Raw genomic sequence first — 24441 nt, forward strand, 5'->3', positions numbered from 1 at the left:
ATGTTCTCAGCCCTGTTCATAAGCCGCCCCAAGCTGGCGCTTGTCATCTCACTGGTGCTGACCATCATGGGCGGCATCGGGTACCTGGTTCTGCCGGTCGCGCAGTTTCCGGACATCACGCCACCGGTGGTCAACGTCTCAACCACATATACCGGTGCAAACGCCGAAACCGTTGAAAACACCGTTGCCGCGCCGATTGAGGCGCAGGTCAACGGTGTGGACGACATGATCTATATGACGTCCAGATCGTCGGACAACGGGTCCTACTCGCTGGATGTGACCTTTGAGGTGGGCACCGATCCTGACATCGCATCGGTCAACGTTCAAAACCGGGTTGCGCAGGCCATGTCGTCATTGCCAGCCGAGGTCACTTCGTCCGGCGTCGTGACACAGAAATCTTCGACCAACATGCTGATGCTGGTCACTCTGACCTCACCCGATGGGACCTATGACAGTGTGTTCCTGTCGAACTATGCCTCGATCAATCTGCGCGATGCGCTGGCGCGTGTGCAGGGCGTTGGTAAGGCTGATGTTCTGACCAACCTTGAATACGCCATGCGGATCTGGATGGACCCGGACAAGATGGCGGCGCTGTCCATCACTCCGGGGGATGTAATCAATGCAATCCGGGAACAGAATATCGAAGTGTCTGCCGGTTCCATCGGTGCACCACCTGTACCCGAAGGGCAGACGTTTCAATACACGATCAAATCCAAAGGCCGTCTGACATCCGCAGAAGAATTCGGTGACATTGTTATCCGGACCGGCGAAGCCGGCGCCATCGTCCGCGTCAAGGACATCGCTCGGGTTGAGCTTGGCGCAGAATATTATGCGGCTTCGGGCTATTTTCAGTCGGTTCCTGCCACGGTTATCGGCATCTATCAGGCCCCCGGTGCAAACGCTTTGGCGGTATCGGAACGTGTGCAGGCCGAATTGGAACGGCTGTCCCGCGCGTTCCCGACGGATGTCGAGTATGATGTACCCTTCAACACGACCGACTTTGTCGAGGCCTCTTTGAACGACGTGGTCTCGACTCTGATCCTGACCTTCATTCTCGTTATTTCGGTTGTGTTCGTCTTCCTGGGAAGTTGGCGCGCAACGATCATTCCGGCGGTGGCAATTCCAGTGTCCCTGATCGGCACTTTTGCCTTCCTGCTGGCGTTTGGGATGTCCCTGAACACCATCTCGCTGTTCGCCTTGGTGCTTGCCATTGGTATCGTGGTGGACGACGCCATCGTCGTTGTTGAAAACGTGGAGCGCATTATTGCGGATGAAGGGTTGCCTCCGGCTGAAGCGACCCGAAAAGCCATGGGCCAGATAACTGGACCGGTCATCGCGACCACTTTGGTTCTTCTGGCGGTGTTCGTGCCGGTGACGTTCATGCCCGGCATCTCGGGGCGGTTGTATTCCCAATTTGCGGTCACGATCTCGACCGCTGTCGTTATCTCATCCATCAACGCGCTGACCCTTTCGCCCGCCCTGTGTGGCTTGGTGCTACGTGCCAGATCTGGCCCTCCCAAAGGGCTGCTGGCGGTCTTCGAAAGTTTCATCGGCACGGTTCGCAACGGCTATGTCGCCATAGTACGCAAACTGCTGATTTTCCCCGCCATCGCGCTGGCCATCGTGGTCGGTCTTGGTTTTGGTACGGGGACAATCATGTCGAATACCTCTGCCGGGTTTATCCCGCTTGAGGACAACGGGTACTTGTTCGTCGATGTTCAGTTGCCGGATGCTGCCACTCTGGAACGGACAGAGGCGGTCACCGCACGTCTGGACGAACAGATAAGCGAAATCCCGGGCGTTGCGAGCACGGTTCTTGTCAACGGCTTTTCGATGCTGAACGGCACGATCACCAATGGCGCTGCGATTTTCGTCAATCTCGACAATTGGAGCGAGCGGCAAGAAGACGATCTGAGCGCTGATGCCATTCTGGCCAAGGTACTGGCGATTGCGAATGGTGAATCAGCGGCTTCGATCCTGGCCTTCAACCCACCACCTATCCAGGGTCTTGGCATGTCCGCGGGCGTAGAAATGGAGGTTCAGCAAACCGGCGGTGGCACACCGCAGGATCTGGCCTCGGCCGTGGGTTCGTTCGTGTATTCGGCCAATCAGAGACCCGAGATCGGGCAGGCCTATACAACCTTCCGCGCCAACGTCCCGCAGCTGTTCGTTGATCTGGACCGCGAAAAGGCCAAAACGCTGAATGTCTCGGTCGCCGAGATTTTTCAGACCATGCAGGCACAACTGGGGTCGTACTATGTCAATGACTTCAACCTGTTCGGCCGCGTCTACCGCGTGATGATTCAGGCTGATGGCACTTATCGGGACAATGTCGAGGATATCGCGAACCTCTATGTCCGTTCTCAAAACGGCGACATGGTGCCGTTAGGGACACTGATCGACGTGGAAAACGTGTTGGGTCCGGTTCTGCTGAAGCGCCACAACCTGTTCCGGTCTGCCACGGTGACGGCGGTACCAGCACCCGGCTTGTCCAGCGGCGACGCAATCAACGTGATGACGGAAGAATCCGCAACCGCCCTGCCCCCGGGCTATTCGTTCGAATGGACAGGGACAGCACAGCAACAGCTGGCCTCGGGCAGTCTGGTGATTATCATCCTCGGGCTTGCCATCCTGTTCGGTTACTTGTTCCTGGTGGGTCAGTACGAAAGCTGGACCTTACCTGTTTCAATCCTGCTTTCCGTTGTTGTGGCCCTGTTTGGTGCCGTGGCGGCGGTGGCGATCGTGGGCAGTGACATCAACCTCTATACGCAGATCGGTATGATCATGCTTGTGGGGCTGGCCTCGAAGAACGGTATTCTTATCGTCGAATTCGCCATGGAGCAACGCGCCAAGGGGTTGTCTATTAAAGAGGCCGCCGCAGAGGCTGCGCATCAGCGTTTCCGCGCCGTGATGATGACTGCCTTGTCCTTCCTCCTCGGTGTTGTACCACTGCTGGCCGCCAACGGAGCCGGCGCCGCCAGCCAGAAAGCGATTGGTGTCGCAGTGTTCGGCGGGATGCTGGCCGCGACGCTGGTTGGTGTGATCGTGGTGCCCGTGCTCTACGCCCTGATGCAGGGCTTGCGAGAATGGTTGAAGGGCAGCAAGAAGGAGCCCGACCCTTCTGAAGAAGCCGCCTGACTACACAAAAAAGCCCCACCAGAACTGGTGGGGCTTTTTTTGCAATTCCGCTGATAGGTTTCAGGCGTTTTAAAGCTAGCTTTCATCCTCAGACCGTGCGGACATCCATTGATCGATCCGCGCAATCTGCTCGGGCGTCAGCCGCAAGCCCAATTTGTTGCGGCGCCAAACCACATCTTCGGCTGTGCGGGCATATTCCTTGTCCATCAGCCACGCGACCTCTCGCGCGGTCAGAGTTGCGCCAAAGTCCTCTCCCAGATCGGATACCTGTTTCGCATCTCCCAAAACGTCCCGTGCTTCTGTCCCGTAAGCTCTGATCAAGCGGGCAGCCCAGGTTTCGGTCAAAAAGGGGAAGGCCGTCAAAAGATCGCCTTTCAGGGTTTCGACAGCATCCACCGGAAAATCACCCCCCGGAAGTGCGACACCAGCGGTCCAGGGGCCGGGCAGGTTCGGGAAAAACTCACCAACCTTTTCGAGCGCGCTTTCTGCAAGCCTGCGATAGGTTGTGATCTTGCCGCCAAACACATTCAAAACAGGTGCCCCGCCCTGCGCATCGACTTTCAACGTGTAATCCCGTGTCGCAGCAGTGGCACTGTTTGCTCCGTCATCATAAAGAGGCCGTACGCCGGAATAGGTCCAAACGACATCGTCGCGGGTCACGGCACGTTTGAAGTATTTGGACGCGAAGGCGCACAGGTAATCCTGCTCGGCCTCGGTGCAGACCGGTTTCGTGGCCGGGTCCGGATGGTCCTGATCCGTTGTTCCGATCAGGGTAAAATCCTGCTCGTACGGAATGGCGAAAATGATGCGGCCATCTTCACCCTGGAAAAAGTAGCACTTGTCGTGATCGTAAAGCCTGGGCGTCACGATATGACTGCCCCGCACAAGCCGCACGCCCTCGCGAGAGTTCACACGAATCTTGGTTTGAATGATGTCGCCCACCCAGGGTCCGCCTGCATTGATCAGCATTTTGGCCCGGACCAAACGGGTTTCACCGCTGCTTCGATCCCGAATGGACACTTCCCAAAGATCACCAACCCTCTCGGCCGAGGTCACTTCGGTTCGGACCATGATCTGCGCGCCGCGTGCTTCGGCATCCCGCGCATTCAAGACCACCAGTCGCGCGTCTTCGATCCAGCAGTCAGAGTATTCATAAGCTGTTTCAAACTTGTCCTGCAGAGGGGCGCCCTCTGGTGCCGAGCGCAAGTTCAACGACGTCGTACCCGGCAAGATTTTGCGCCCGCCCAGATTGTCATACATGAACAGACCCAACCGGATCAGCCAGGCCGGACGCCGCCCCCGCATCCACGGCATGACCGTGCTGAGCAGCCGAGAGGTCGGCGTTTCCGAATCGAACCGCATGTCCTTGTGGTACGGCAGCACAAAGCGCATCGGCCAGCTGATATGCGGCATCGCGCGCAGCAAGGTTTCGCGTTCGATCAGGGCTTCGCGCACCAGACGGATCTCGAAATACTCCAGATACCGCAACCCGCCATGAAACAGCTTGGTCGAGGCTGACGATGTCGCCGAAGCCAGATCGTTCATCTCGGCCAATGTTACTGAAAGACCCCGTCCGGCAGCATCCCGTGCGATGCCGCAACCGTTGATCCCGCCGCCAATGACGAAAAGGTCTGTGATCTGGGTGTCCGTCGACTGCATATCCATTGATTCCCTGCGAAACACGGTTACGGGCATTAGCCAGAACACCCTTCGCTTCGTCAATGTTTATGTTCGTTTTTTTTCTTTTTGCAACGCTGGTATGTATTGCAAGCAAGTTGTCTTGCCAAAACCAACAAAAAGAACAAAAACGAAAACGTATCTTCTGCGCCGGAACCGCTCATGTCCCTGTCTTTTCGCCAATCCGACATCTTGGAAATCGCCAGCGCCGAAGGACGCGTTACAGTCGACGGCCTGGCCGAACGCTTTGGTGTCACCGTCCAGACAATCCGACGCGACCTGACAGAGCTTGCAGATGCGGGCAAACTGGACCGGGTTCATGGCGGTGCGGTTCTGCGATCAGGCGTCTCAAATATCGGATACGAAGACCGCCGTGCCTTGAACGCTGACGCCAAGACCCGCATCGCGCAGGCCTGCGCGGCCGAAATCCCAGACGGTGCGTCGGTTTTCATGAACATCGGAACTTCGACCGAGGCCGTGGCAAGACAATTGCTGAACCACAAAAACCTGATGGTGGTGACGAACAATATGAACGTTGCAAACATACTGATTGAAAACTCCGACTGTGAAATCGTCATGGCCGGTGGCGTCCTGCGTCGAACAGACGGCGGTCTGATCGGCACCCTGACCGTGTCGACCATCCGGCACTTCAAATTCGATCTCGCCGTCATCGGGTGCTCAGCACTGGATACAGACGGAGATCTTTTGGACTTCGACTTTCAGGAAGTTCAGGTCAGCCAGACCATTATCGATCAGGCCCGCCGTACTTTTCTGGTGGCCGATCACTCAAAGTTCCAACGCTCGGCCCCGGCACGCATAGCTTCGATGGCCGAACTTGACGCGGTCTATACCGACGCGCCCCTGCCCGGCACCCTGCCGCAGCGCTGTCGCGAATGGCAAACAAACGTTGTTGTCTGCGGTTAAGCAATAGCACCTTTCAACGCTCCGGCGGGTCGCGCGGCTTGCCAGACGGGAACTGGCCTGACACTATCCATTGTACAAGGAATTGTGCACGGGAGGGGAGTACCGGGCCATGATTGCGCTTTTATTTGCATTACTTACCGCCACGATGGCGCTTAACTATTTCAATCTGACAAAGGCTGGCAACGTGCTGTTTTTCGCCACGTTGGCCCTGTGTGTGTATTGGCTGAAATTCCACGCCACCACCCAGCTGACAATTCAACTCTGAGGGGCTTGCCATGACACCTGAATTGTCCCGCACCCTCAACGCGATAGGAATGCTGGCCGTCTGTCTGGTTCTCGCGTTGGCATTTTTCTATCAAGTCGTCCTTTACGAACTGCCCTGCCCGCTTTGCCTGCTGCAGCGCGTCGGACTTGTCGCCGTCGGCGTAGGAATTGGTTTGAACCTGCTCTACGGCGCGCGACCGCAACATTACGCCATCATGCTGATTGCGGCCTTATATGGCGGCAGTGTCTCGATCCGGCAAATTCTTCTGCATATCGTGCCCGGAACCGGGCACTACGGTTCTCCTATTCTGGGGCTGCACTATTATACTTGGGCCGGAATCGCCTTTTTCCTTGTTTTGCTGGGCACTTCGATCATGCTGTTGTTTGATCGCCAATACGCGGACCCTTCAAGTCAGGGGCCAAAGTTCGGCGGAAATACTCTGGCCAAAATCGCATTTTTCGTCATGCTGGCGCTGGCAGTGCTGAATGCCGGATCGGCCTTGTTGGAATGCGGACCGGGTATCTGCGCCGACCCGCCGACAAGCTACAAGGTGATTGACGAAATGGACGCAGGCAACTGAAGATACCTTAACCTTCCCCAAAAGGAGGCACGAGCATGGGACTACTGGGACAGCCGCTTGGCTATTACGACTACCTCACTTTCGTGGCACTCATCCTGCTGCTGGCAGCGGTGATGGCGTTGTTTCTGTTCCTCATGGGTCTTCCGGGGCGGATCGCCATCAAACGCAATCATCCCCATGCCGAAGCCGTCAAGATCATGGGATGGATGGGATTTCTGGCCGTGGTTCCGTGGGTCCATGCCTTCATGTGGGCGTTCCATGATGGTGTCACAGTCGATATTCGTCGCGGTCCTGACGAGGAAAAGGATGCCATTCGCGATGAAATAAAACGTTTGGGTGGCGACGTCAGGCCAGAGTATCAAGATCGTCTGGACACAGACGACACGCAGCGAAGCTAAGGCTGAAGGAAACAACCAAACATGTTCGTCGCCCTCGGCATTACGCTTTTCTACATCATTTTTGTCTGGCTTATCTTCTTCAAGTTGGAATTGCTGAAATTCAACATTGCCTGGGGCATTGTGTCCTTCTGGGTCGGTGCGCATCTGCTGCTGATCTTTCTGGTCGCATTGCGGTTCTTCCAGCCCTTCTCGGTCGACAGCCATGTGGTGCGTTCGACCATACAGATCATCCCAAAGCTGACACAGCCAACGATCCTGACCGAGGTACTTGTGGAACCCAATACACCGGTCACCAAGGGCGATCCGCTCTACCGCTTTGATGACACGGTGTTTTCACTGGCGGTGAACAGTGCGCAGGCGCAGTTGGTCGCCGCCGAACAGAATGCCAAAATTCTGGAACAGGATGTGATCGCGTCGACCGAAGCAGTTGAACGTGCAAACGCGCAATTGGCCTACGCGCAGACTCAGCAAGCACGCTATGAAACTCTCGTGCCCGCCGGTGGAGCGCGGCAAGACGATCTGGACCGCTGGAACGAGCAGGTGACAGAAGACCTTGCCGCCGTCAAACAGGCCGAGGCAAATCTGGAAAAAGCACAGTTGGCTGTGGAATCCCAGATAGACGGTGTGAACACGGGTATTCTTCAGGCCCAGGCGCAATTGGCTGAGGCCAGATATTTCCTCGAAAACACAACGATCTACGCACCAGAAAACGGCATGATCGTTTCGCAGCAAGCGCGCCCCGGGCTGGTCGTCGGCGATGTTCGACTGGGCGCGATTGCCAGTTTCGTGACCGAAGACAGCCCCTACATTCTTGCGACCTACCGCCAGCAAAACCTGAAATTCGTGGAACCGGGGCAAGAGGTCGAGGTGGCGCTGGATCTTTACCCGGGTGAAATCCTGACCGGCAAGGTCGAGGCGATCTGGTGGGCTACACGCCAAGGGCAACTGATCCCGTCAGGCCGCCTGCCCGGCTTTGAACTGCCAAAACTGCCTGGTCGAATTGCTGTGCAGATCACCGTCGATGTCCCTGAAGGGCACACTTTCCCAGCGGGTGGCCACGCCGCAGTGGCGATCTACACCGGACAGGGCAAAAGCTTTGAGTTCCTGAGACGCATCAACATCCGTCTCTATTCCTTCGCCAACTTCATCCGACCGCTGGATATCTGAGGATGCGCGTCATGACACTCCGCCGGTTGATGGGAACCGCACTTTGCGCCGCCACTTTGGCGGCCTGCACGCCCGTGGGGCCCGATTTCGTGCGGCCGAACTCTCCGGTCGTGAAACAATGGATCGAGGTCAACACACCCAGCGCCGGCCAAGGCGGCCTGACATCGCGCAGCGCACCCGTGGTTAAATGGTGGGAGACATTCAATGACCCGACCCTCAACCGGCTGATTGCCGAGGCCTATGCCCAAAACCTGACGCTTCAGGTCGCGGGGGCACGGGTGCTGCAAGCGCGGGCACAGTTGGGGATTGCTTTCGGCGAATTGTACCCGCAATCTCAGGCCATCGGCGGGTCATTGCAGCGACGGCAAATCAGCAATAACCTAGGGCCTGTTGCCGATATCAACCGGATCATCCCCCTAGATACCGAATTCTCGACGTCGCAGGTTGGGTTCGATGCCCAGTGGGAACTGGATGTCTGGGGCGCGCAGCGGCGCGGTGTTCAGGCGGCTCGGTCAAATCTGGCCTTGCAGGTCGCAAACTATGATGACGCATTGGTGACACTGACCGGCGACGTCGCCGCGCTCTACGTCAATATTCGCGCGTTGCAGGAATCTTTGGCAGTAGCCCGGGAAAACATCAAATTGCAGCAGGAATCGGCGGACCTGACCCAGCTGCGATTCAACAACGGAGTCACGACCGAGCTGGACGTTCAGGAATCCACAGCCCTGCTCAACAATACCAAGGCCTTGGTACCCGAGCTGGAAAGTGACCTGCAACAGACCAAGAATGCTTTGGCCGTGCTGCTGGGGACCACGCCATCCCGGATGACAAGTCTTCTTGGGAATTCCGGTCGTATCCCGTCTGCGCGAACAAATGTGGCCGTTGGCGTGCCGGCAGAACTGCTGCGCCGCCGCCCGGATGTCCGCGCGGCAGAACTGGCCGCCGCGACGCAATCGGCACAAGTGGGCATCGCAATGGCTGACCTGTATCCGCAGTTCGTGCTGTCGGGCGCGATCGGTTTGCAGGCATCGGGCGGGCGCGATCTGTTCAGCGGCAACAGCACCACCGGTCTGGCGAGTGCTGGCGTGGTCTGGAACGTGCTTAATTATGGTCGCATCAAGAACAACGTCCGCGCGCAGGATGCGGCATATCAAGCGCTGATTGCCAATTACCAGAACACCGTTCTGACCGCGTATTCCGAAGTGGAAAGCGCGATGGTCGCCTATACGCAAGCGCGAAAACAGGTTGGGTTCTATCAGAAAAGCGTCGATGCCTCACGCAAGGCCGCAGATATCGCCATAAGCCAGTACACGGACGGCATCGCCAGCTATTCGCGCATTCTGAACACGCAGACCGCGCTATTGCGGTCGCAGGCCAACCTGATCGAAGCGCGGCAGCAGGTGTCCAGCAATCTGGTTGCGGTTTACAAAGGTCTGGGCGGCGGATGGCAGATCCGTCAAAACCAAGAGTTCCTGCCTGAAACCGTGCTGGCCGAAATGGCCTATCGCACCGACTGGGGCGATCTGCTTGAAAAAACCCCGACCCGAGCCAGTCTGAACTAGAGGCTACTTGGTCAACCCGCGCAGACCGCCCGAGATCAGGATATTGACCTCGTAAAGGATGCGGGGCGCGGCGAACCCGCCGGGGCTGGCCAGATAGTTGGGGCTCCATTCCGGGTCGAATTTCTGTTTGAAGGCGCGCAGCCCTTCGAAATGATAGAACTGCTCGCCATGCTCATAGACAAAGCCGCCGATGCGGTTCCAAAGCGATGCAAGTTGACGGTTTTCGATCCCCGAGAACGGCGCAGCACCCAGCGAGAACCAGTGGAACCCCTGCTGTGATCCCCAATTCATCATTTCCGCAAAAAGTGCATCCATGACAAAGCTTGGACTATCAGGTTCATAGCGCATCAAATCCAGTGACAGCTCGGATTTGTTGCCGCCTTGAAACAGGTTGGCAAAGGCCATGATCTTGCCTGTTTTACCGTCACGCAGAATCGCATGATCAAAATAGGACAGGTACTGATCGTCAAATCCCCCAAGTGCAAAGCCCTTTTCAGCACCCGCCTTTTGTGCCAGCCAATGATCTGAAATAGCACGCAATTCCGGCAAAACCGAGGCCAGGTCTTCTTTCGGAATGATCTCGAATACATAGCCCTCCCGCTCGGCCCGGTTTCTGGCCTGCCGGAACCGCTTGCGCGACTTTCCATCCAGCGAGAAATCCTTCAGCGGCACCCGCGCGACCTCGCCGATCTTCAGTATCGACAGCCCCAAATCCAGAAATGTCGGCAGGTATTTGGTTGAAACACTGTAGAAGGCACACAGTTTTCCCTCACGGTCCGCCATTTCCCTGAGCTGCCAGATCAATTGCTGCCCCGCTGCTTCATCGCCGACCGGCTCTCCCTTCGAGATCAGAGCGTTGCCCGTGTCTGCGTACGCAATGAATGCAGTTTCATCCGGTGAGATCAGGAACTGTTTGTCACCGGTAAGCGAGATTTGGGATTCGGTATCCTCGCACTCCATCACCAGCCGTTCGACGACACCGGGGATTTCCGTGCGCACAGGTGTCGGAATCTCTCGCCCGAACAGGGAGTTCACGGCCACAATCCCCACGATCACCGCTACGACAAGGCTGGAGCGCAAAAAACGCGAGGCGTCTCCGTTCCAGGCAAATTCCCACCACAGGGCGTTCTGGTACTCGACGTGGGAATAGGTGAACAGACCGACCCAGAAGATGACAGCCAGCAGAACCACGACGCTGATCAGCCAAGGGATATTCAGCCTGAAAATCGACGCGCCACTGACCCGATAGAACGCCCCGCGGAACATGGCCAGAAGGCCAATCGTACCCAGCATCGACAGCGCTTCGTGAGTGTCCAGTCCCTTTGCCAGCGAGGCAAAGAACCCGGCCACCATCAACAACATTGCCACCACCCATGCGCGGTAGAGCTTTCGAAACAAACCGCGAGACACCAGCAAAAGCAGTACTCCGACAGCACTTCCGGCAAGGTGCGATGCCTCGACAAACGATAGCGGCAAAACCTCTCTCAGAACGCCAAGGTTCTGCGTGCCCGCTGGCAACGCTCCGGACACCAGCAGGATCACTCCGGCCACTGCCGCAATCCCGGCTGCCACCATAGGAACGATGGGGCGGATGACCCGATAGACCCATGTCGCGGCCCCACCGATCCTGTGCCTCTGCGTCAGTGCGGACGCGACCGCAATGGACACGCTGGCGATACCGAACGGCAAGAAGGTGTAAACGACGCGATACAACAACAAGGCTGCGATCACATCCGAACGTCCCGACACCCCAAGCCCCGCGATCAGCGTGGCTTCGAATACCCCAAGCCCGCCCGGCGCGTGGCTAAGGATTCCAACGGCGATTGCTGCAATGTAGATCGTGAAGAAATAGGGATAGCCAACGCCCAGATCGTCCGGCATCAGGACATAGAGCGCCATGGACGCGCCAACCAGATCTCCGATAGCGGCCAGTGTCAGCAAGCTGGCCAGTTTGCCGCCTGGCAAATCAAACCCTATACCGGCTAAGCCCAACCGCCTGCCCCCGCTGGACAACCATATGAACATCGCGACCAATGCCCCCAAAAGGCACAATCCGATGACGGTTTCCACCGTTTCGCTGACAGGCATCACTTTGGAGATTCCGTCCGGATGCACGGTCAGCAACACACCCAGAACCAGAACAAGCCCCATCCAGAACGCGACCCAGGACGTTGCGATAACCCCGGCCACCCGCCCCAGATCCAATCCCAAAGACGCATATATCCGGTACCGGATCGCCGTCCCGGTGATGTAGGAAAACCCCAGGCAATTCGATACGGCATAGCCGCTGGCCCCTGCCAATCCGGCTACAGGCAAAGGCACTTTGCCGCCTGCCACACTCTGCACGGCAAACACATCATAGAGCGATAGCGAAAGAAAACTGAACGCAGTCCAAAGCAAGGCGAAAAACATAAGTTTCCACGACGTCGTCGCGATATCGGCTTGGACATCCGACCATTTCACATGCGTAGACAAATCATGCAAAACCGTCAGCGCGATCCCAGTCACGAGAACCGGTATCGCGATCCGCAGCCAGGGTTTTTCCAACATGGCCGTAAGCTTTTCAACCCAGTGCACCGCCAGAGGTTCACCGTCACTTTCCGCATTGGTCATGCTGCACGTCCCCGCCGGTTTCTGATCGCAGATACCACGTGCGGCTCACCCGCCCGTCGACTATCAATACTTCATCTGCCAACAGACTCTGGCACATTTTGTTTTTATCTCAAAGCGCTAGAGCCGCCCCCTGCGTGTTGACAGCAAAAGGTTCGTTTCCGAACGCGTCACACCGTCGATCTTTCGGATCTGAAACAGAACCTCATCCAGTTCGGCCAGAGTTTCGGTGCTGATCTCGGCGATCAGATCCCAACTGCCATTTGTCGAATGAACCGCCGTCACCTGACGCATGGCTCCGATCCGGGCCATCACGCGTTCTGTTCCGCGCCCTTCAATCTCGAGCATCATCAATCCGCGCACCGGGCTTTGTGCCAGATCGCGACGAGTCAAAACGGTGAAGCCGACGATTTCACCGGACTGTTTCAGCCGCTGCAACCTGCTGCGCACCGTTGTACGCGTCACGCCCAGCGTTTCCGACAGCTCTGACAGGCTTGCCCGAGCATCCCGCTGCAACGCATTGAGCAATCGATTGTCCAATTCGTCCATAACGCTTTCTCATAAAGAATTTTCCTAGACCATTTTGAGCAATTTGCTGACTTCACGCAAGACAGTATGACGGCCTAAATGAACATATGGAACTCAAGGATATTATACTGGTTGGCGCCCCGATGGACGCCGGAAAACGCCGTCAGGGATGCCGGATGGGCCCTGATGCGTATCGCGTGGCAGGGTTGGAGCAAGCGCTGTCTGATCTTGGTCACACCGTTCACGATTGGGGCGACGTGCAAGCCGAAAGCGTCGACATTCCCCAACACCCGCACCTGTTCGCCCTGCCCGAATGTGTGGGGTGGACACAAGCTCTCAGCAAAGCTGCGCAAGACGCGGCGGGTCAGGGTATTCCTATTTTCATGGGGGGCGATCACGCCCTGTCCATGGGTACGGTTGCCGGGATGGCCGCCCATGCTGCTCAGATCGATCGCCCCCTGTTTGTACTATGGCTTGACGCCCACAGCGACTTTCATACTCCGGACAGCACGGGCAGCGGCAACCTGCACGGCACGCCGGTGGCGTATTTTACCGGCAGACCCGGGTTCGAGGACTTTCCCCCTTTGCCCGCCGTCATACCGACGGATCGCGTCGGCATGATCGGATTGCGCTCTGTCGACCCGGCGGAACGAGCGGCGCTGGAACAGGACCGCGCCATGCTGGCGGATATGCGCAGCATAGATGAAAATGGCATCAAAGCCCCCCTGTTGGCCTTTCTGGATCGCGTCAGGGCTGAAAACGCTCTGCTACACGTGTCGTTGGATGTCGATTTCCTCGATCCGGCCGTGGCACCCGCAGTCGGCACGACTGTGCCCGGCGGTGCGACCGAGCGCGAAGCCCATTTGGCCATGGAACTGCTGCATGAAAGCGGGCTTGTCTGCTCACTGGACCTGGTCGAACTGAACCCGTTTCTGGATGACCGGGGCCGAACCGCAAAGCTGATGGTCGATCTGGCTGCCTCTTTGATGGGCCGCCGTATCTTCGATCGCCCCACCCGGAGTTTCTGATGCTGTCTCTTCAAGCGCCATCTGCCGTTGTCATGATCCGGCCACACGCTTTTGCATCCAACCCGGAAACACGCGATGACAATGCCTTTCAAACGCTGAGCACCGTATCCGCCGAGGCGACATCGGACGCGGCCAGGGATGAACATGATCGGGCGGTGCAACAATTGCGCGACGCCGGAGTCACTGTTCATGTGTTTGACGATTTCGGCGACCTCAACACACCTGACAGCGTTTTTCCTAACAACTGGTTCTCAACACATCCCGGCGGCCATGTGGCGATCTACCCGATGTTTGTGCCATCGCGCAGGCGCGAACGCCGGACCGATGTAATCGAGCTGCTCAAAAAGGAATACCGCGTGCAAGATGTCATCGACTATTCCGGGCTGGAACAAGACAACCTGGCTCTGGAAGGAACCGGCGCGATGGTTTTGGATCACGTGGCCCGCATCGCTTACACGGTGACGTCCAATCGCGCGGATCCGGTCTTGCTGGAACGGTTCTGCACGCATTTCAACTATGAGCCAATCGCCTTTGAGGCCCGCGATGCCAAGGGCCGGGACGTTTATCACACCAACGTATTGATGGGAATCGGCACGCATTACGCCTTGATTTGCCTCGATATGATTTCGGACCCTGTTCGCCGCTTGACCGTCCACAATCGGCTGGAGGAATCCGGTCGAACCGTCATTGACCTGACCCATGACCAGATCGCCGAGTTCGCGGGTAACGCCATTGAGCTGACGGGGCGGGATGGGTTGGTGCTGGCCCTGTCCCGCAGGGCACTTGGCGCCCTCACACCAGACCAAATCGCAACAATCCAGGACAGTGCAAAACCGTTGCCGCTGTCCGTTCCAACAATTGAAACCGCCGGTGGGTCCGTGCGCTGCATGATTGCAGGCGTTCACCTTGCCCGCCGATAGGAGAGCACCATGCAACCTTCAGACAAGGCCCTGGTACCATTCGTTTCCGTCGACAACATGATGCGACTGGTACACCATATTGGCGTCGAACAGATGATCAAGCAGATTGCTGCACAGATCGAATCCGATTTCAAACGATGGGAAAGCTTCGACAAGACACCTCGCATTCCGGCGCACTCTCCTCATGGCGTGATTGAGCTGATGCCAACTTCGGATGGCGAGGCGTACGGGTTCAAATACGTAAACGGCCATCCCAAGAACACCTCCGAAGGGCTGCAAACCGTTACTGCATTCGGCCTGCTGGCAGACGTCTATACAGGATATCCGACGCTGTTGACCGAAATGACAATGCTGACCGCCCTGCGCACGGCGGCGACTTCGGCTCTGGTCGGGCGCTATCTGGCCCCGAAAAAAGCCCGGACAATGGCCATGATCGGCAATGGCGCACAGTCCGAATTCCAGTGCCTCGCCTTCAAGGCAATGTGCGGGATCGACACCGTTCGGCTGTATGACATCGATCCGAATGCCACATCGAAATGCACCGCGAACTTGCAGGGCAAGGGCCTGACCGTCATCCCTTGTGAGACGCCGGAAGACGCCATTGAAGGCGCCCAGATCATCACCACCTGCACGGCAGATAAGAAATACGCAACGATCCTGACCGACAACATGGTTGGGCCCGGCGTCCACATCAACGCCATCGGAGGCGATTGCCCAGGCAAGACCGAGTTGCATCGTGACATCCTGTTACGTTCGGACATCTTCGTCGAATACCCTGAACAAACCCGGATCGAAGGCGAAATTCAGGCGCTGGATTCGGATCACCCTGTAACCGAGATGTGGCAGGTCGTCACCGGCGCCGCCAAGGGGCGCACCGATGAGCGGCAGATCACTTTGTTCGACAGTGTTGGCTTCGCGATCGAGGATTTCTCGGCCCTGCGCTATGTGAAACAGGCGATTGAAGGCACAACGTTCTTTGAACCTCTGGACATGTTGGCGGACCCGGACGATCCACGCGATCTGTTTGGGATGTTGATGCGGGCCGGATAACGCATTGTGGCGATGGGCTCTGTCCCTGTCGCGCCATGCACGCCTCCCCCGCGGTTTCCAGGGCCAGATGAAGCAAGGGATCCGAACTTCATCTGGCCACAAATATCCCGGAACGCGAGGCAGAGCCTCGCTTCCGAACTACCCCGCAAGCGATGGCAAGTAGAGAACAATACCCGGGAAAGCCACGAGCGCTGCGATGGTCAGTGCGTCGGCAATGAAAAAGGGTGTGACACCCTTGAAAACATCCTGAACACTCAGGTCCGGGCGCACACCGGCAACGACAAAGCAGTTCAGCCCAATGGGCGGTGTAATCAGGCAAAACTCGGCCATTTTGACCACCAGAATACCAAACCAGATCGCACACATCGGGCCAGACATTCCAAACGCGCTGTCGGCGGCACTGACGGTTTCACCACCGTTCAAGGCCATCACCGCCGGATAGACCACGGGCAAGGTCAAAAGCAGCATCCCTATTGCGTCCATGAACATGCCCAACACCGCGTAAGCCAGTAGAATGCAGATCAGGATCATCATCGGCGACATCTCGAGCCCCGTGATCCAATCCGAGAAGGCACCGGGAAGGTCGGCAAAACCAAGAAACCGCACGTAGATCAGAACGCCCCAGATGATCGAAAAGATCATTGCTGTCAGTTTGGCGGTTTCCAACAGCGCGGATTTGAACTCGGTCCAGCGCATTCCGTGGAACAGGGCGAAACAGAATACGATGAAGGCGCCAATGGCACCGCCTTCTGTCGGTGTACCCCACGCCTTTTCACCAAACGGGTTGTAGACAAAGCAGATGATAATCAGGATGACGGCGACAATCGGGAAGGCACCGGGCAGTGCGGCAAAACGCTGTTTCCAGGTAAACCCCGTGACCGGTGGGCCAACGGATTTGAAAATCACGGCAATCCCAACGATCAGCAGACCATAAACGATTGCGGAAAACGCGCCCGGAATAAAACCCGCCAAAAGCAGTTTGCCGACATCCTGCTCGACGATGATCGCGTAGATCACCAGAATGGCCGAAGGTGGTATCAGGGATGCCAGCGTCCCACCCGCGGCAACCACACCGGCTGCAAAGCGTTTGTTGTAGCCGACCTTCAGCATTTCCGGAATCGCGATGCGGGCAAAGACGGCGGACGTCGCAACCGAAGCACCGGACACCGCAGCGAAGCCGGCAGTGGCGAAAACGGTCGACACTGCCAACCCTCCAGGAACCCATGCGACCCAGCGTTTAGCGGCCTCGAACAAGGCGCGGGTAAGTCCCGCATAATAAGCCAGATATCCAATCAAGATAAAGGTCGGGATAAGGCTGAGAGTGTGGGACGCGACCTTGGAATGTGGCACCTGCCCTGCGGTTTTGACCGCCACTGTCAGCGCCTTGCCAAACCGGTTCGGGTCGTAGCCGAACTTGGCCCAGAAAATCCAAACCAGCCCGATAAGCCCTGCCAAACCTGCTGCGAACGCAACCCGCATGCCCACCACGACCAGGACCAGAAGGACGCCTGTGACCCAGAGGCCAATCTCAATCGTGTCCATGTATCAGTCCTGCCCTTCGAACTGTTCGGCCTCTGCCGCTGCCTGCGCCGCTGCATCCTGTATCAAAGGAACTGCCGCCGGAGCGTCCAGATCCAGCCAGAAGGCCCGACCATACCCCCAGACCTGTAGCGCAAGGCGCAGGCAGAGAACGGAAAATGCAACGGGTGCCAGCAGCTTGGCCGGCCACAAGGGTATGCCGATGTCGATCGAACTGTCCCGGCTCCACATTGGCGCGCCGAAATCAAACGATCGGTCGAAATGAGACCAACTGCCCCAAACAAGTGCCAGCATCAGGATCAGGATCAGAACCACCGAAAGCAGTTCAAACAGCCACAAAGCTCGTCCGTGCAAGCGGGAAATGACGATATCCATCCGGATATGCCCCCCATCGCGCTGAACATATGAAATGCCCAGAAACGCGATGAGCGGCATCGCCTGTTCGATCCAGTCCACATATCCCGGCAATGGTGCATTCAGAGCGTTACGGCCACTGACGGACACAACGGCCATAACCATCAGTGAAAAAACTGCGAACCCGCTGATCAGCGCCAGAAATCGTTCCAACACCAGCAATCGATGATCCAGCTGGCTCAGACGGCTACCGTCTACCAGAACCGTGGCTTGTCCTGCCATTCCGATGTTTCCCTATTGTTTGTTACCGGGTGCCCTGAAGGCACCCGGCTTTGACAGTCAGTTGCCGCCGCGCTGTTGCTTAAGCGTCATCTGGACGAGATCATATAGATCCTGCGCTGGCAGGCCCTGTTCCGTCATGTCCGCAATCCATTTTTCACGGATCGGATCAGCCGCCTTCGTACGGAACTCTTCAATTACGGCGTCGTCTATCATGACCTTCTGGACACCCTTTTCTTCCAGAACACCGTCCCATTGCTCAAGCAGGCCGCCGTAATTCGCCAGGTAATGGTCGATCGCTTCATCAATCGAGCTGTCCAGAACTTCACGGTGCTCGGCAGGCAGCGCCTCGTAGGCATCAATGTTGACGACAACCGGGCAGTTCACAGTTCCCGGATTCAGGTTCGCGGTCCACCAGTCAGCTTCGTTTATCGTCCCGAACGAAAGGTGCGCGTGCTGTGCAAAGGCCACGGTGTCGACAACACCCGACTCCATCGCATTGAAGGCTTCTGTCGCCGGAACCGATGTTGGCACTCCTCCGACCGCCTCAAAGGCCTGACCAAGGCCACCGGTCGCCCGGACCCGCATTCCGTCAAATTCAGCCAGTTCATCCCGCGGCTCGCCGGTACCGACAAGGTTATACTGCGGCATTGGCGAAGTCATGATGATGCGGGCATTCCATTGTGCCATCTCATCCTTGACCGCCGGATGGTCATAAACTGCATGGCTGACCGCAACTTCTTCCTGCAGGTTGTTCACACCCAGAAACGGCAGCTCCAATACGGTGATCGCCCGGTTCTTGTCTCGGTGATAGCCGGCACAGAACTGAGCCATCTCGAAGGCACCGATTTCGATCCCATCCAAGTTTTCCTTGGGTTTGGACAGGCCACCATAGCTGACATTGATGGTGAATTCGCCACCGGTTTTTTCGCTGACCAATTCGGCCAGCTTCTCCACATGTTCTGTAAAGGCGCGGCGCTTGCCCCAGACGGACGCGTTCCATTCTGTTGCGGCGGCTTCGGTTACAAAAGCAACGCCAAGGGCGGCGACTGCGGCACCGCTCAACATCTTTTTCATAGTTTTGTCTCCCATTGGTGCGCCCCTACCGAGGCGCTTGTCGATCAAGCTAGCGCCAACATTCGATTGTGCCAACCCTGTCCGGGATTTGCGTAATTATAAGAAGAAGCCCCATAAAGTGACAAGAAGACCGGCAGTTCTAAGATTACCAATCCTTGCCCACGCTTTCGACATGCCGGGCACGAAAAGTTCATAACATTTAAATTATTGATTTAATTTATTATTTCACAATTATATTGACTTTCTTTACTAAAAACTCGAAATAATTAAAATTTCTTTACAAAAAAAACCAAGGATTACACCAATTTATTTATTTATTTTCACAACGCGTTAATATTCAAACTTGGGGAGGAACGGGATCGACATTGCCCAAATGACCGGCAAAAATTCCACAAGCAATCCAGTCCAGAGGGAGGAGCCTCAAAGATGACCACCGCTGCCCAGGCAGATGCCAAGACTTATCCGCCATCCGCAGAAACCGTCGCTCGTGCGCATGTCGACGCCGCAAAGTATGCCGACATGTATGCAGCCTCAATCAGCAACCCCGACGCGTTCTGGGGCGAGCAAGGCAAGCGCATCGACTGGATCAAACCCTTCACCCAGGTCAAGGACGTCAGTTACGATTTTGGCTCGGTCAAGATCAACTGGTATGCTGATGGCACGTTGAATGTTTCGGCCAACTGCCTGGATCGCCATCTGAAAACCCGCGGCGACCAGACCGCGATCATCTGGGAACCAGATGATCCAAATGACCCGGCTCAGCATATCTCGTATGCGGAATTGCATCGCCGCACCTGCCGGATGGCCAATATTCTGGAATCTCTGGGCGTGCGCAAGGGCGATCGCGTCGTCATCTATCTGCCGATGATCCCTGAGGCCGCTTATGCCATGTTGGCCTGTGCACGGATCGGCGCAATTCACTCCATCGTTTTCGCGGGCTTCTCGCCCGACGCTCTGGCCGCACGGATCAACGGTTGCGACGCCAAGGTTGTGATCACCGCAGATGAGGCCCCGCGCGGAGGTCGCAAAACGCCATTGAAGTCCAACGCAGATGCGGCGTTGCTGCACTGCAAGGACACGGTGAAATGCCTTGTGGTCAAGCGCACTGGCGGTCAGACCACCTGGATCAACGGTCGCGACTATGACTACAACGAAATGGCACTTGAGGCGGACGACTACTGTGCCCCTGCCGAGATGAACGCCGAAGATCCGTTGTTCATTCTGTACACGTCAGGTTCGACTGGTCAGCCCAAGGGCGTTGTGCACACCACCGGCGGCTATCTGGTCTATGCCGCGATGACACATGAGATCACCTTCGATTACCACGAAGGCGACGTGTATTGGTGCACTGCGGACGTGGGTTGGGTGACTGGCCACAGCTATATCGTTTATGGGCCGCTGGCCAATGGTGCGACCACGCTGATGTTTGAAGGTGTGCCGACCTTCCCGGATGCCTCGCGCTTCTGGCAGGTTTGCGAAAAGCACAAGGTGAACCAATTCTATACCGCACCCACCGCGCTGCGCGCGCTCATGGGGCAAGGCAACGAATGGGTCGAGAAATGCGATCTGAGCGATCTTCGCATCCTGGGTACCGTGGGTGAACCGATCAATCCCGAGGCGTGGAACTGGTACAACGACGTTGTCGGCAAAGGCAAATGCCCTATTGTGGACACCTGGTGGCAGACTGAAACCGGTGGTCACCTGATGACCCCCCTGCCCGGCGCACATGCGATGAAGCCAGGCTCGGCCATGAAGCCGTTCTTTGGCATCGAACCGGTGGTTCTGGACCCGCAATCCGGCGTCGAGATCGAAGGCAACGGTGTCGAGGGCGTGCTGTGCATCAAAGACAGTTGGCCAGGTCAGATGCGCACTGTCTGGGGTGATCATGAGCGGTTCGAGAAAACCTATTTCTCGGATTATAAAGGCTACTACTTCACGGGTGATGGATGCCGTCGCGACGAAGATGGCGACTACTGGATCACGGGCCGCGTGGATGACGTGATCAACGTATCCGGTCACCGCATGGGCACAGCCGAAGTGGAAAGCGCGCTGGTTGCACATGCTGCTGTGGCTGAGGCTGCTGTGGTTGGATATCCTCATGAAATCAAAGGGCAAGGCATCTATTGCTACGTCACCTTGATGAATGATCGCGAGCCCTCGGACGAGCTGATGAAAGAGCTGCGCACATGGGTCCGCACTGAAATCGGCCCAATTGCGTCCCCGGATGTGATCCAATGGGCACCCGGCCTGCCTAAAACGCGCTCGGGCAAGATCATGCGCCGTATCCTGCGCAAGATTGCCGAGAACGATTTCGGATCGTTGGGCGACACTTCGACACTGGCAGATCCGTCGGTGGTCGAAGACCTGATCGAAAACCGTGCGAACAAGTGAGGATGTGATGGACGCTGCCACGATCACCACACCCACCGTTCTCATCCTTCTCGGCCCTCCCGGAGCCGGGAAGGGTACGCAAGCCCGCATGCTGGAAGAGAAATTCGGTCTTGTACAACTCAGCACGGGTGACCTGCTGCGCGAAGCGGTCGCGGCCGGAACCGAAGCCGGCAAAGCGGCAAAAGCGGTAATGGAAGCCGGCGACCTGGTCAGCGACGAGATCGTCATCGCTATCCTGCGGGACCGTATGGCTCAGCCGGATTGCGCCAAGGGCGTGATTCTGGACGGCTTCCCGCGCACGACGGTTCAGGCCGAAGCGCTGGACGGTCTGCTGGCATCGAACAACCAGAAGATCGACGCTGCGATCAGCCTTGAGGTAGAAGACGCAGAAATGGTGATCCGTATTTCGGGCCGCTACACCTGCGCTGGCTGTGGTGAAGGTTACCACGACCAGTTCAAGACGCCTGCCGAAGAGGGCAAATGCGACAAGTGTGGCCATACCGAATTCAAGCGCCGTGCGGATGACAATGCCGAAACGGTGGCTTCGCGTCTTGCAGCGTACCATGAGCAGACCGCTCCACTGATCACCTACTATGACGGTCAGGGCGTGCTTCAGCGCACAAACGCCATGGGTAAAATCGAAGACATTGCCAATGATCTTGAAGGTATCGTCGGCGAAGCAATGAACTAGGGGGGGGAAAAGAGCCGCAAGGCTTTGATCCCAAACAGAATACTTCATTGAACCGCTTTGGCGGACTGGTGGAGTTTTGCCTGACGCCACGTGGTGTTTGGCACAAGTGAGAAACGGCCCGACGCACTGGAGGACTTGGGCACTGGGCCGTCCAACGAGGAAGCGAAGGAGGAACCCGCAATGGCGGATCAATCTACCAACTCCGCGCAGACTGCCGAGTCCGATAAGGGCTATTGGCAGGCCAACCTGCGCCTCATCTACATCAGCCTCGCAATCTGGGCGCTGGTGTCATTTGGATTCGGCATTCTGCTGCGTCCGATGCTGTCGGGGATCGCCGTAGGCGGGACCGATCTGGGCTTTTGGTTCGCACAACAGGGATCGATTCTGGTCTTTCTGGTGCTGATCTTCAACTACGCCTGGCGCATGAACAAGCTAGACGCCGAATACGGTGTTGAGGAGTAAACCCCATGGATCAGTTTACCATCAACCTGCTGTTTGTTGGCGCATCCTTCGCGCTGTACATCGGCATCGCGATCTGGGCCCGAGCGGGGTCCACATCTGAATTTTACGCTGCGGGTCGCGGCATCCATCCTGTCACCAACGGTATGGCAACGGCGGCGGACTGGATGTCTGCAGCTTCGTTCATCTCGATGGCGGGTCTGATTGCCTTCACCGGCTACGACAACAGCTCGTTCCTGATGGGCTGGACCGGTGGTTACGTGTTGCTGGCTCTGCTGCTTGCGCCCTATCTGCGCAAATTTGGCAAGTACACCGTGTCCGAGTTCATCGGCGACCGCTTCTACAGCCAGACCGCGCGCATCGTTGCGGTGATCTGTTTGATCGTTGCTTCGGTGACATACGTGATTGGTCAGATGACCGGCGTTGGCGTGGCCTTTGGTCGCTTCCTCGAAGTGTCGAACACATCCGGCCTGCTGATCGGTGCAGCCGTGGTATTCGCTTATGCGGTGTTTGGCGGAATGAAGGGCGTGACCTACACTCAGGTCGCTCAGTACTGCGTGCTGATTACCGCCTACACCATCCCGGCGATCTTCATCTCGCTGCAGCTGACCGGCACGCCGGTTCCGGCGCTGGGTCTGTTTGGCGACACCGCCAGCGGAGAACCCCTGCTGACCAAGCTGGACGCCATCGTAACCGAGCTGGGCTTCAATGAATACACGGCCCACCACTCGAACACACTGAACATGGTGCTATTCACCCTGTCGCTGATGATCGGTACTGCGGGTCTGCCGCACGTCATCATGCGCTTCTTCACCGTTCCCAAAGTTGCTGACGCACGTTGGTCTGCTGGCTGGGCGCTGGTTTTCATCGCTCTGCTGTATCTGACTGCTCCTGCGGTTGGTGCCATGGCGCGTCTGAACATCAGTGACATGATGTGGCCCAATGGTGGCATCGAAGGCGGCGCGGTCTCTGTTGAACAAATCGACAATGACGCACGCTATGACTGGATGGCCACCTGGCAGAAAACCGGTCTGCTGGACTGGGAAGACAAGAACGGCGACGGCAAGATTCAGTACTACAATGACAAGTCTGAATCGATGCAGGCACTGGCAGAAGAAAAAGGCTGGGTCGGAAACGAGCTGACCAAGTTCAACCGTGACATCCTGGTTCTGGCCAACCCCGAAATCGCCAACCTTCCGGGTTGGGTGATCGGTCTGGTCGCGGCTGGTGGTCTTGCGGCTGCCCTGTCAACCGCTGCGGGTCTGCTGCTGGCAATCTCGTCGGCTGTGTCGCATGACCTTATCAAAGGTGCGATCAACCCGCAGATCTCGGAAAAAGGTGAACTTCTGTCTGCGCGGATCGCAATGGCTGTTGCCATCGTTGTCGCAACCTACCTGGGTCTGAACCCACCGGGCTTCGCGGCGCAGACAGTGGCGCTTGCGTTTGGTCTGGCCGCGGCTTCGATCTTCCCGGCGCTGATGATGGGGATCTTCTCGACCCGCATCAACAACACCGGCGCGGTCGCAGGCATGCTGGCTGGTCTGACCGTGACACTGGTCTACATCTTCCTGCATAAGGGCTGGCTGTTCATTCCGGGCACCAACTCGTTCACCGATGCAGACCCCCTGCTGGGTCCGATCAAGTCGACCTCGTTCGGCGCGATTGGTGCCATGGTAAACTTTGCAACAGCCTACATCATTGCAGGTATGACCAAGGAAACTCCGCAGGAGATCAAGGATCTGGTCGAAAGCGTACGCATTCCCCGTGGTGCGGGCGCAGCTCAGGATCACTGAGTATGATGCGG

General features: G+C 57.1%; 20 protein-coding genes. 14 read left to right on the forward strand and 6 right to left on the reverse strand.

Annotated elements, in window-relative coordinates; genetic code table 11:
* Window positions 1-3138, forward strand: a complete 3138-nt coding sequence (locus tag AC2FJB_RS05235; protein WP_117869228.1) for an efflux RND transporter permease subunit — start codon at window positions 1-3, stop codon at window positions 3136-3138.
* 75 nt (window positions 3139-3213) lie between these two features.
* On the opposite strand, the gene glpD is transcribed toward AC2FJB_RS05235, so the two are convergent.
* On the reverse strand, window positions 3214-4797 hold the full coding sequence (glpD, locus tag AC2FJB_RS05240; RefSeq protein ID WP_496717342.1) for a glycerol-3-phosphate dehydrogenase: 1584 nt from the start codon (window positions 4795-4797) through the stop codon (window positions 3214-3216).
* Between the two features lie 180 nt (window positions 4798-4977).
* On the opposite strand from glpD, the gene AC2FJB_RS05245 reads away from it, so the two are divergent.
* The 6 genes from AC2FJB_RS05245 (at window position 4978) to AC2FJB_RS05270 (ending at window position 9711) form a co-directional block, all read left to right on the forward strand.
* Window positions 4978-5739 (forward strand): DeoR/GlpR family DNA-binding transcription regulator, encoded by a 762-nt coding sequence (locus AC2FJB_RS05245; RefSeq protein ID WP_496717340.1) that lies wholly within the window; start codon window positions 4978-4980, stop codon window positions 5737-5739.
* 109 nt (window positions 5740-5848) lie between these two features.
* Window positions 5849-6004, forward strand: a complete 156-nt coding sequence (locus AC2FJB_RS05250) for a DUF5993 family protein (protein WP_162896778.1) — start codon at window positions 5849-5851, stop codon at window positions 6002-6004.
* 10 nt (window positions 6005-6014) lie between these two features.
* The gene (locus tag AC2FJB_RS05255; RefSeq protein WP_496717338.1) at window positions 6015-6584 is read left to right on the forward strand and encodes a disulfide bond formation protein B; all 570 of its coding nucleotides are present in this window, start codon (window positions 6015-6017) and stop codon (window positions 6582-6584) included.
* A gap of 35 nt (window positions 6585-6619) precedes the next feature.
* Complete coding sequence (locus tag AC2FJB_RS05260; protein WP_496717337.1) at window positions 6620-6982, forward strand: DUF3302 domain-containing protein; 363 nt, start codon at window positions 6620-6622, stop codon at window positions 6980-6982.
* 21 nt (window positions 6983-7003) lie between these two features.
* Complete coding sequence (locus tag AC2FJB_RS05265; protein ID WP_496717336.1) at window positions 7004-8149, forward strand: HlyD family secretion protein; 1146 nt, start codon at window positions 7004-7006, stop codon at window positions 8147-8149.
* Window positions 8150-8160: 11 nt separating this feature from the next.
* Window positions 8161-9711: an efflux transporter outer membrane subunit gene (locus tag AC2FJB_RS05270; protein ID WP_496671802.1), complete on the forward strand. Its 1551-nt coding sequence runs from the start codon at window positions 8161-8163 to the stop codon at window positions 9709-9711.
* Between the two features lie 3 nt (window positions 9712-9714).
* Here AC2FJB_RS05270 and mprF read toward each other — a convergent pair whose 3' ends face one another.
* The gene (mprF, locus tag AC2FJB_RS05275) at window positions 9715-12324 is read right to left on the reverse strand and encodes a bifunctional lysylphosphatidylglycerol flippase/synthetase MprF (RefSeq protein WP_496717335.1); all 2610 of its coding nucleotides are present in this window, start codon (window positions 12322-12324) and stop codon (window positions 9715-9717) included.
* 117 nt (window positions 12325-12441) lie between these two features.
* Window positions 12442-12870, reverse strand: coding sequence for an Lrp/AsnC family transcriptional regulator (locus AC2FJB_RS05280; RefSeq protein ID WP_117869233.1), 429 nt, complete (start codon window positions 12868-12870; stop codon window positions 12442-12444).
* 86 nt (window positions 12871-12956) lie between these two features.
* Between AC2FJB_RS05280 and rocF the strand changes: the two genes are divergently transcribed.
* The 3 genes from rocF to ocd are packed head-to-tail and all read left to right on the forward strand — an operon-like array spanning window position 12957 to window position 15847.
* Window positions 12957-13877 carry an arginase gene (gene rocF, locus AC2FJB_RS05285; RefSeq protein ID WP_496717334.1) on the forward strand — a complete coding sequence of 307 codons (921 nt, stop codon included), beginning with the start codon at window positions 12957-12959 and terminating at the stop codon, window positions 13875-13877.
* The gene (gene ctlX, locus AC2FJB_RS05290) at window positions 13877-14797 is read left to right on the forward strand and encodes a citrulline utilization hydrolase CtlX (protein WP_496717333.1); all 921 of its coding nucleotides are present in this window, start codon (window positions 13877-13879) and stop codon (window positions 14795-14797) included. Before rocF ends, ctlX begins: the two co-directional genes overlap by 1 nt.
* A 9-nt stretch (window positions 14798-14806) precedes the next feature.
* Window positions 14807-15847 carry an ornithine cyclodeaminase gene (ocd, locus tag AC2FJB_RS05295; RefSeq protein WP_496717331.1) on the forward strand — a complete coding sequence of 347 codons (1041 nt, stop codon included), beginning with the start codon at window positions 14807-14809 and terminating at the stop codon, window positions 15845-15847.
* 138 nt (window positions 15848-15985) lie between these two features.
* Here the strand turns inward: ocd and AC2FJB_RS05300 are convergent, their stop codons facing one another.
* The 3 genes from AC2FJB_RS05300 to AC2FJB_RS05310 are packed head-to-tail and all read right to left on the reverse strand — an operon-like array spanning window position 15986 to window position 19096.
* Window positions 15986-17389, reverse strand: coding sequence for a TRAP transporter large permease (locus AC2FJB_RS05300; RefSeq protein WP_299642438.1), 1404 nt, complete (start codon window positions 17387-17389; stop codon window positions 15986-15988).
* 3 nt (window positions 17390-17392) lie between these two features.
* Entirely contained in the window at window positions 17393-18022 is a 630-nt protein-coding gene (locus tag AC2FJB_RS05305; RefSeq protein WP_496717329.1) for a TRAP transporter small permease, read from the reverse strand.
* Window positions 18023-18079: 57 nt separating this feature from the next.
* Entirely contained in the window at window positions 18080-19096 is a 1017-nt protein-coding gene (locus AC2FJB_RS05310) for a C4-dicarboxylate TRAP transporter substrate-binding protein (RefSeq protein ID WP_117869239.1), read from the reverse strand.
* Between the two features lie 426 nt (window positions 19097-19522).
* Between AC2FJB_RS05310 and acs the strand changes: the two genes are divergently transcribed.
* The 4 genes from acs to AC2FJB_RS05330 all read left to right on the forward strand — a co-directional run bounded on the left by acs (window position 19523) and on the right by AC2FJB_RS05330 (window position 24430).
* Window positions 19523-21487 (forward strand): acetate--CoA ligase, encoded by a 1965-nt coding sequence (gene acs, locus AC2FJB_RS05315; RefSeq protein WP_496717328.1) that lies wholly within the window; start codon window positions 19523-19525, stop codon window positions 21485-21487.
* A gap of 7 nt (window positions 21488-21494) precedes the next feature.
* A complete protein-coding gene (locus AC2FJB_RS05320) occupies window positions 21495-22178 on the forward strand; it encodes an adenylate kinase (protein WP_496717596.1) in 684 nt (227 codons plus the stop codon).
* Between the two features lie 180 nt (window positions 22179-22358).
* Window positions 22359-22640: a DUF4212 domain-containing protein gene (locus AC2FJB_RS05325; protein ID WP_117872784.1), complete on the forward strand. Its 282-nt coding sequence runs from the start codon at window positions 22359-22361 to the stop codon at window positions 22638-22640.
* 5 nt (window positions 22641-22645) lie between these two features.
* Window positions 22646-24430: a sodium:solute symporter family protein gene (locus AC2FJB_RS05330; protein ID WP_299896339.1), complete on the forward strand. Its 1785-nt coding sequence runs from the start codon at window positions 22646-22648 to the stop codon at window positions 24428-24430.
* Window positions 24431-24441 lie beyond the last annotated feature (11 nt).

The sequence above is a fragment of the Ruegeria sp. CDSC085 genome (assembly GCF_059610465.1).

What these genes read in the sequence shown, in the direction of transcription:
- AC2FJB_RS05235 (WP_117869228.1), top strand. Translation starts at nt 1, where the DNA reads ATGTTCTCAGCCCTGTTCATAAGCCGCCCCAAGCTGGCGCTTGTCATC.
- glpD (WP_496717342.1), bottom strand. Translation starts at nt 4,797, where the DNA reads ATGCAGTCGACGGACACCCAGATCACAGACCTTTTCGTCATTGGCGGC.
- AC2FJB_RS05245 (WP_496717340.1), top strand. Translation starts at nt 4,978, where the DNA reads ATGTCCCTGTCTTTTCGCCAATCCGACATCTTGGAAATCGCCAGCGCC.
- AC2FJB_RS05250 (WP_162896778.1), top strand. Translation starts at nt 5,849, where the DNA reads ATGATTGCGCTTTTATTTGCATTACTTACCGCCACGATGGCGCTTAAC.
- AC2FJB_RS05255 (WP_496717338.1), top strand. Translation starts at nt 6,015, where the DNA reads ATGACACCTGAATTGTCCCGCACCCTCAACGCGATAGGAATGCTGGCC.
- AC2FJB_RS05260 (WP_496717337.1), top strand. Translation starts at nt 6,620, where the DNA reads ATGGGACTACTGGGACAGCCGCTTGGCTATTACGACTACCTCACTTTC.
- AC2FJB_RS05265 (WP_496717336.1), top strand. Translation starts at nt 7,004, where the DNA reads ATGTTCGTCGCCCTCGGCATTACGCTTTTCTACATCATTTTTGTCTGG.
- AC2FJB_RS05270 (WP_496671802.1), top strand. Translation starts at nt 8,161, where the DNA reads ATGACACTCCGCCGGTTGATGGGAACCGCACTTTGCGCCGCCACTTTG.
- mprF (WP_496717335.1), bottom strand. Translation starts at nt 12,324, where the DNA reads ATGACCAATGCGGAAAGTGACGGTGAACCTCTGGCGGTGCACTGGGTT.
- AC2FJB_RS05280 (WP_117869233.1), bottom strand. Translation starts at nt 12,870, where the DNA reads ATGGACGAATTGGACAATCGATTGCTCAATGCGTTGCAGCGGGATGCT.
- rocF (WP_496717334.1), top strand. Translation starts at nt 12,957, where the DNA reads ATGGAACTCAAGGATATTATACTGGTTGGCGCCCCGATGGACGCCGGA.
- ctlX (WP_496717333.1), top strand. Translation starts at nt 13,877, where the DNA reads ATGCTGTCTCTTCAAGCGCCATCTGCCGTTGTCATGATCCGGCCACAC.
- ocd (WP_496717331.1), top strand. Translation starts at nt 14,807, where the DNA reads ATGCAACCTTCAGACAAGGCCCTGGTACCATTCGTTTCCGTCGACAAC.
- AC2FJB_RS05300 (WP_299642438.1), bottom strand. Translation starts at nt 17,389, where the DNA reads ATGGACACGATTGAGATTGGCCTCTGGGTCACAGGCGTCCTTCTGGTC.
- AC2FJB_RS05305 (WP_496717329.1), bottom strand. Translation starts at nt 18,022, where the DNA reads ATGGCAGGACAAGCCACGGTTCTGGTAGACGGTAGCCGTCTGAGCCAG.
- AC2FJB_RS05310 (WP_117869239.1), bottom strand. Translation starts at nt 19,096, where the DNA reads ATGAAAAAGATGTTGAGCGGTGCCGCAGTCGCCGCCCTTGGCGTTGCT.
- acs (WP_496717328.1), top strand. Translation starts at nt 19,523, where the DNA reads ATGACCACCGCTGCCCAGGCAGATGCCAAGACTTATCCGCCATCCGCA.
- AC2FJB_RS05320 (WP_496717596.1), top strand. Translation starts at nt 21,495, where the DNA reads ATGGACGCTGCCACGATCACCACACCCACCGTTCTCATCCTTCTCGGC.
- AC2FJB_RS05325 (WP_117872784.1), top strand. Translation starts at nt 22,359, where the DNA reads ATGGCGGATCAATCTACCAACTCCGCGCAGACTGCCGAGTCCGATAAG.
- AC2FJB_RS05330 (WP_299896339.1), top strand. Translation starts at nt 22,646, where the DNA reads ATGGATCAGTTTACCATCAACCTGCTGTTTGTTGGCGCATCCTTCGCG.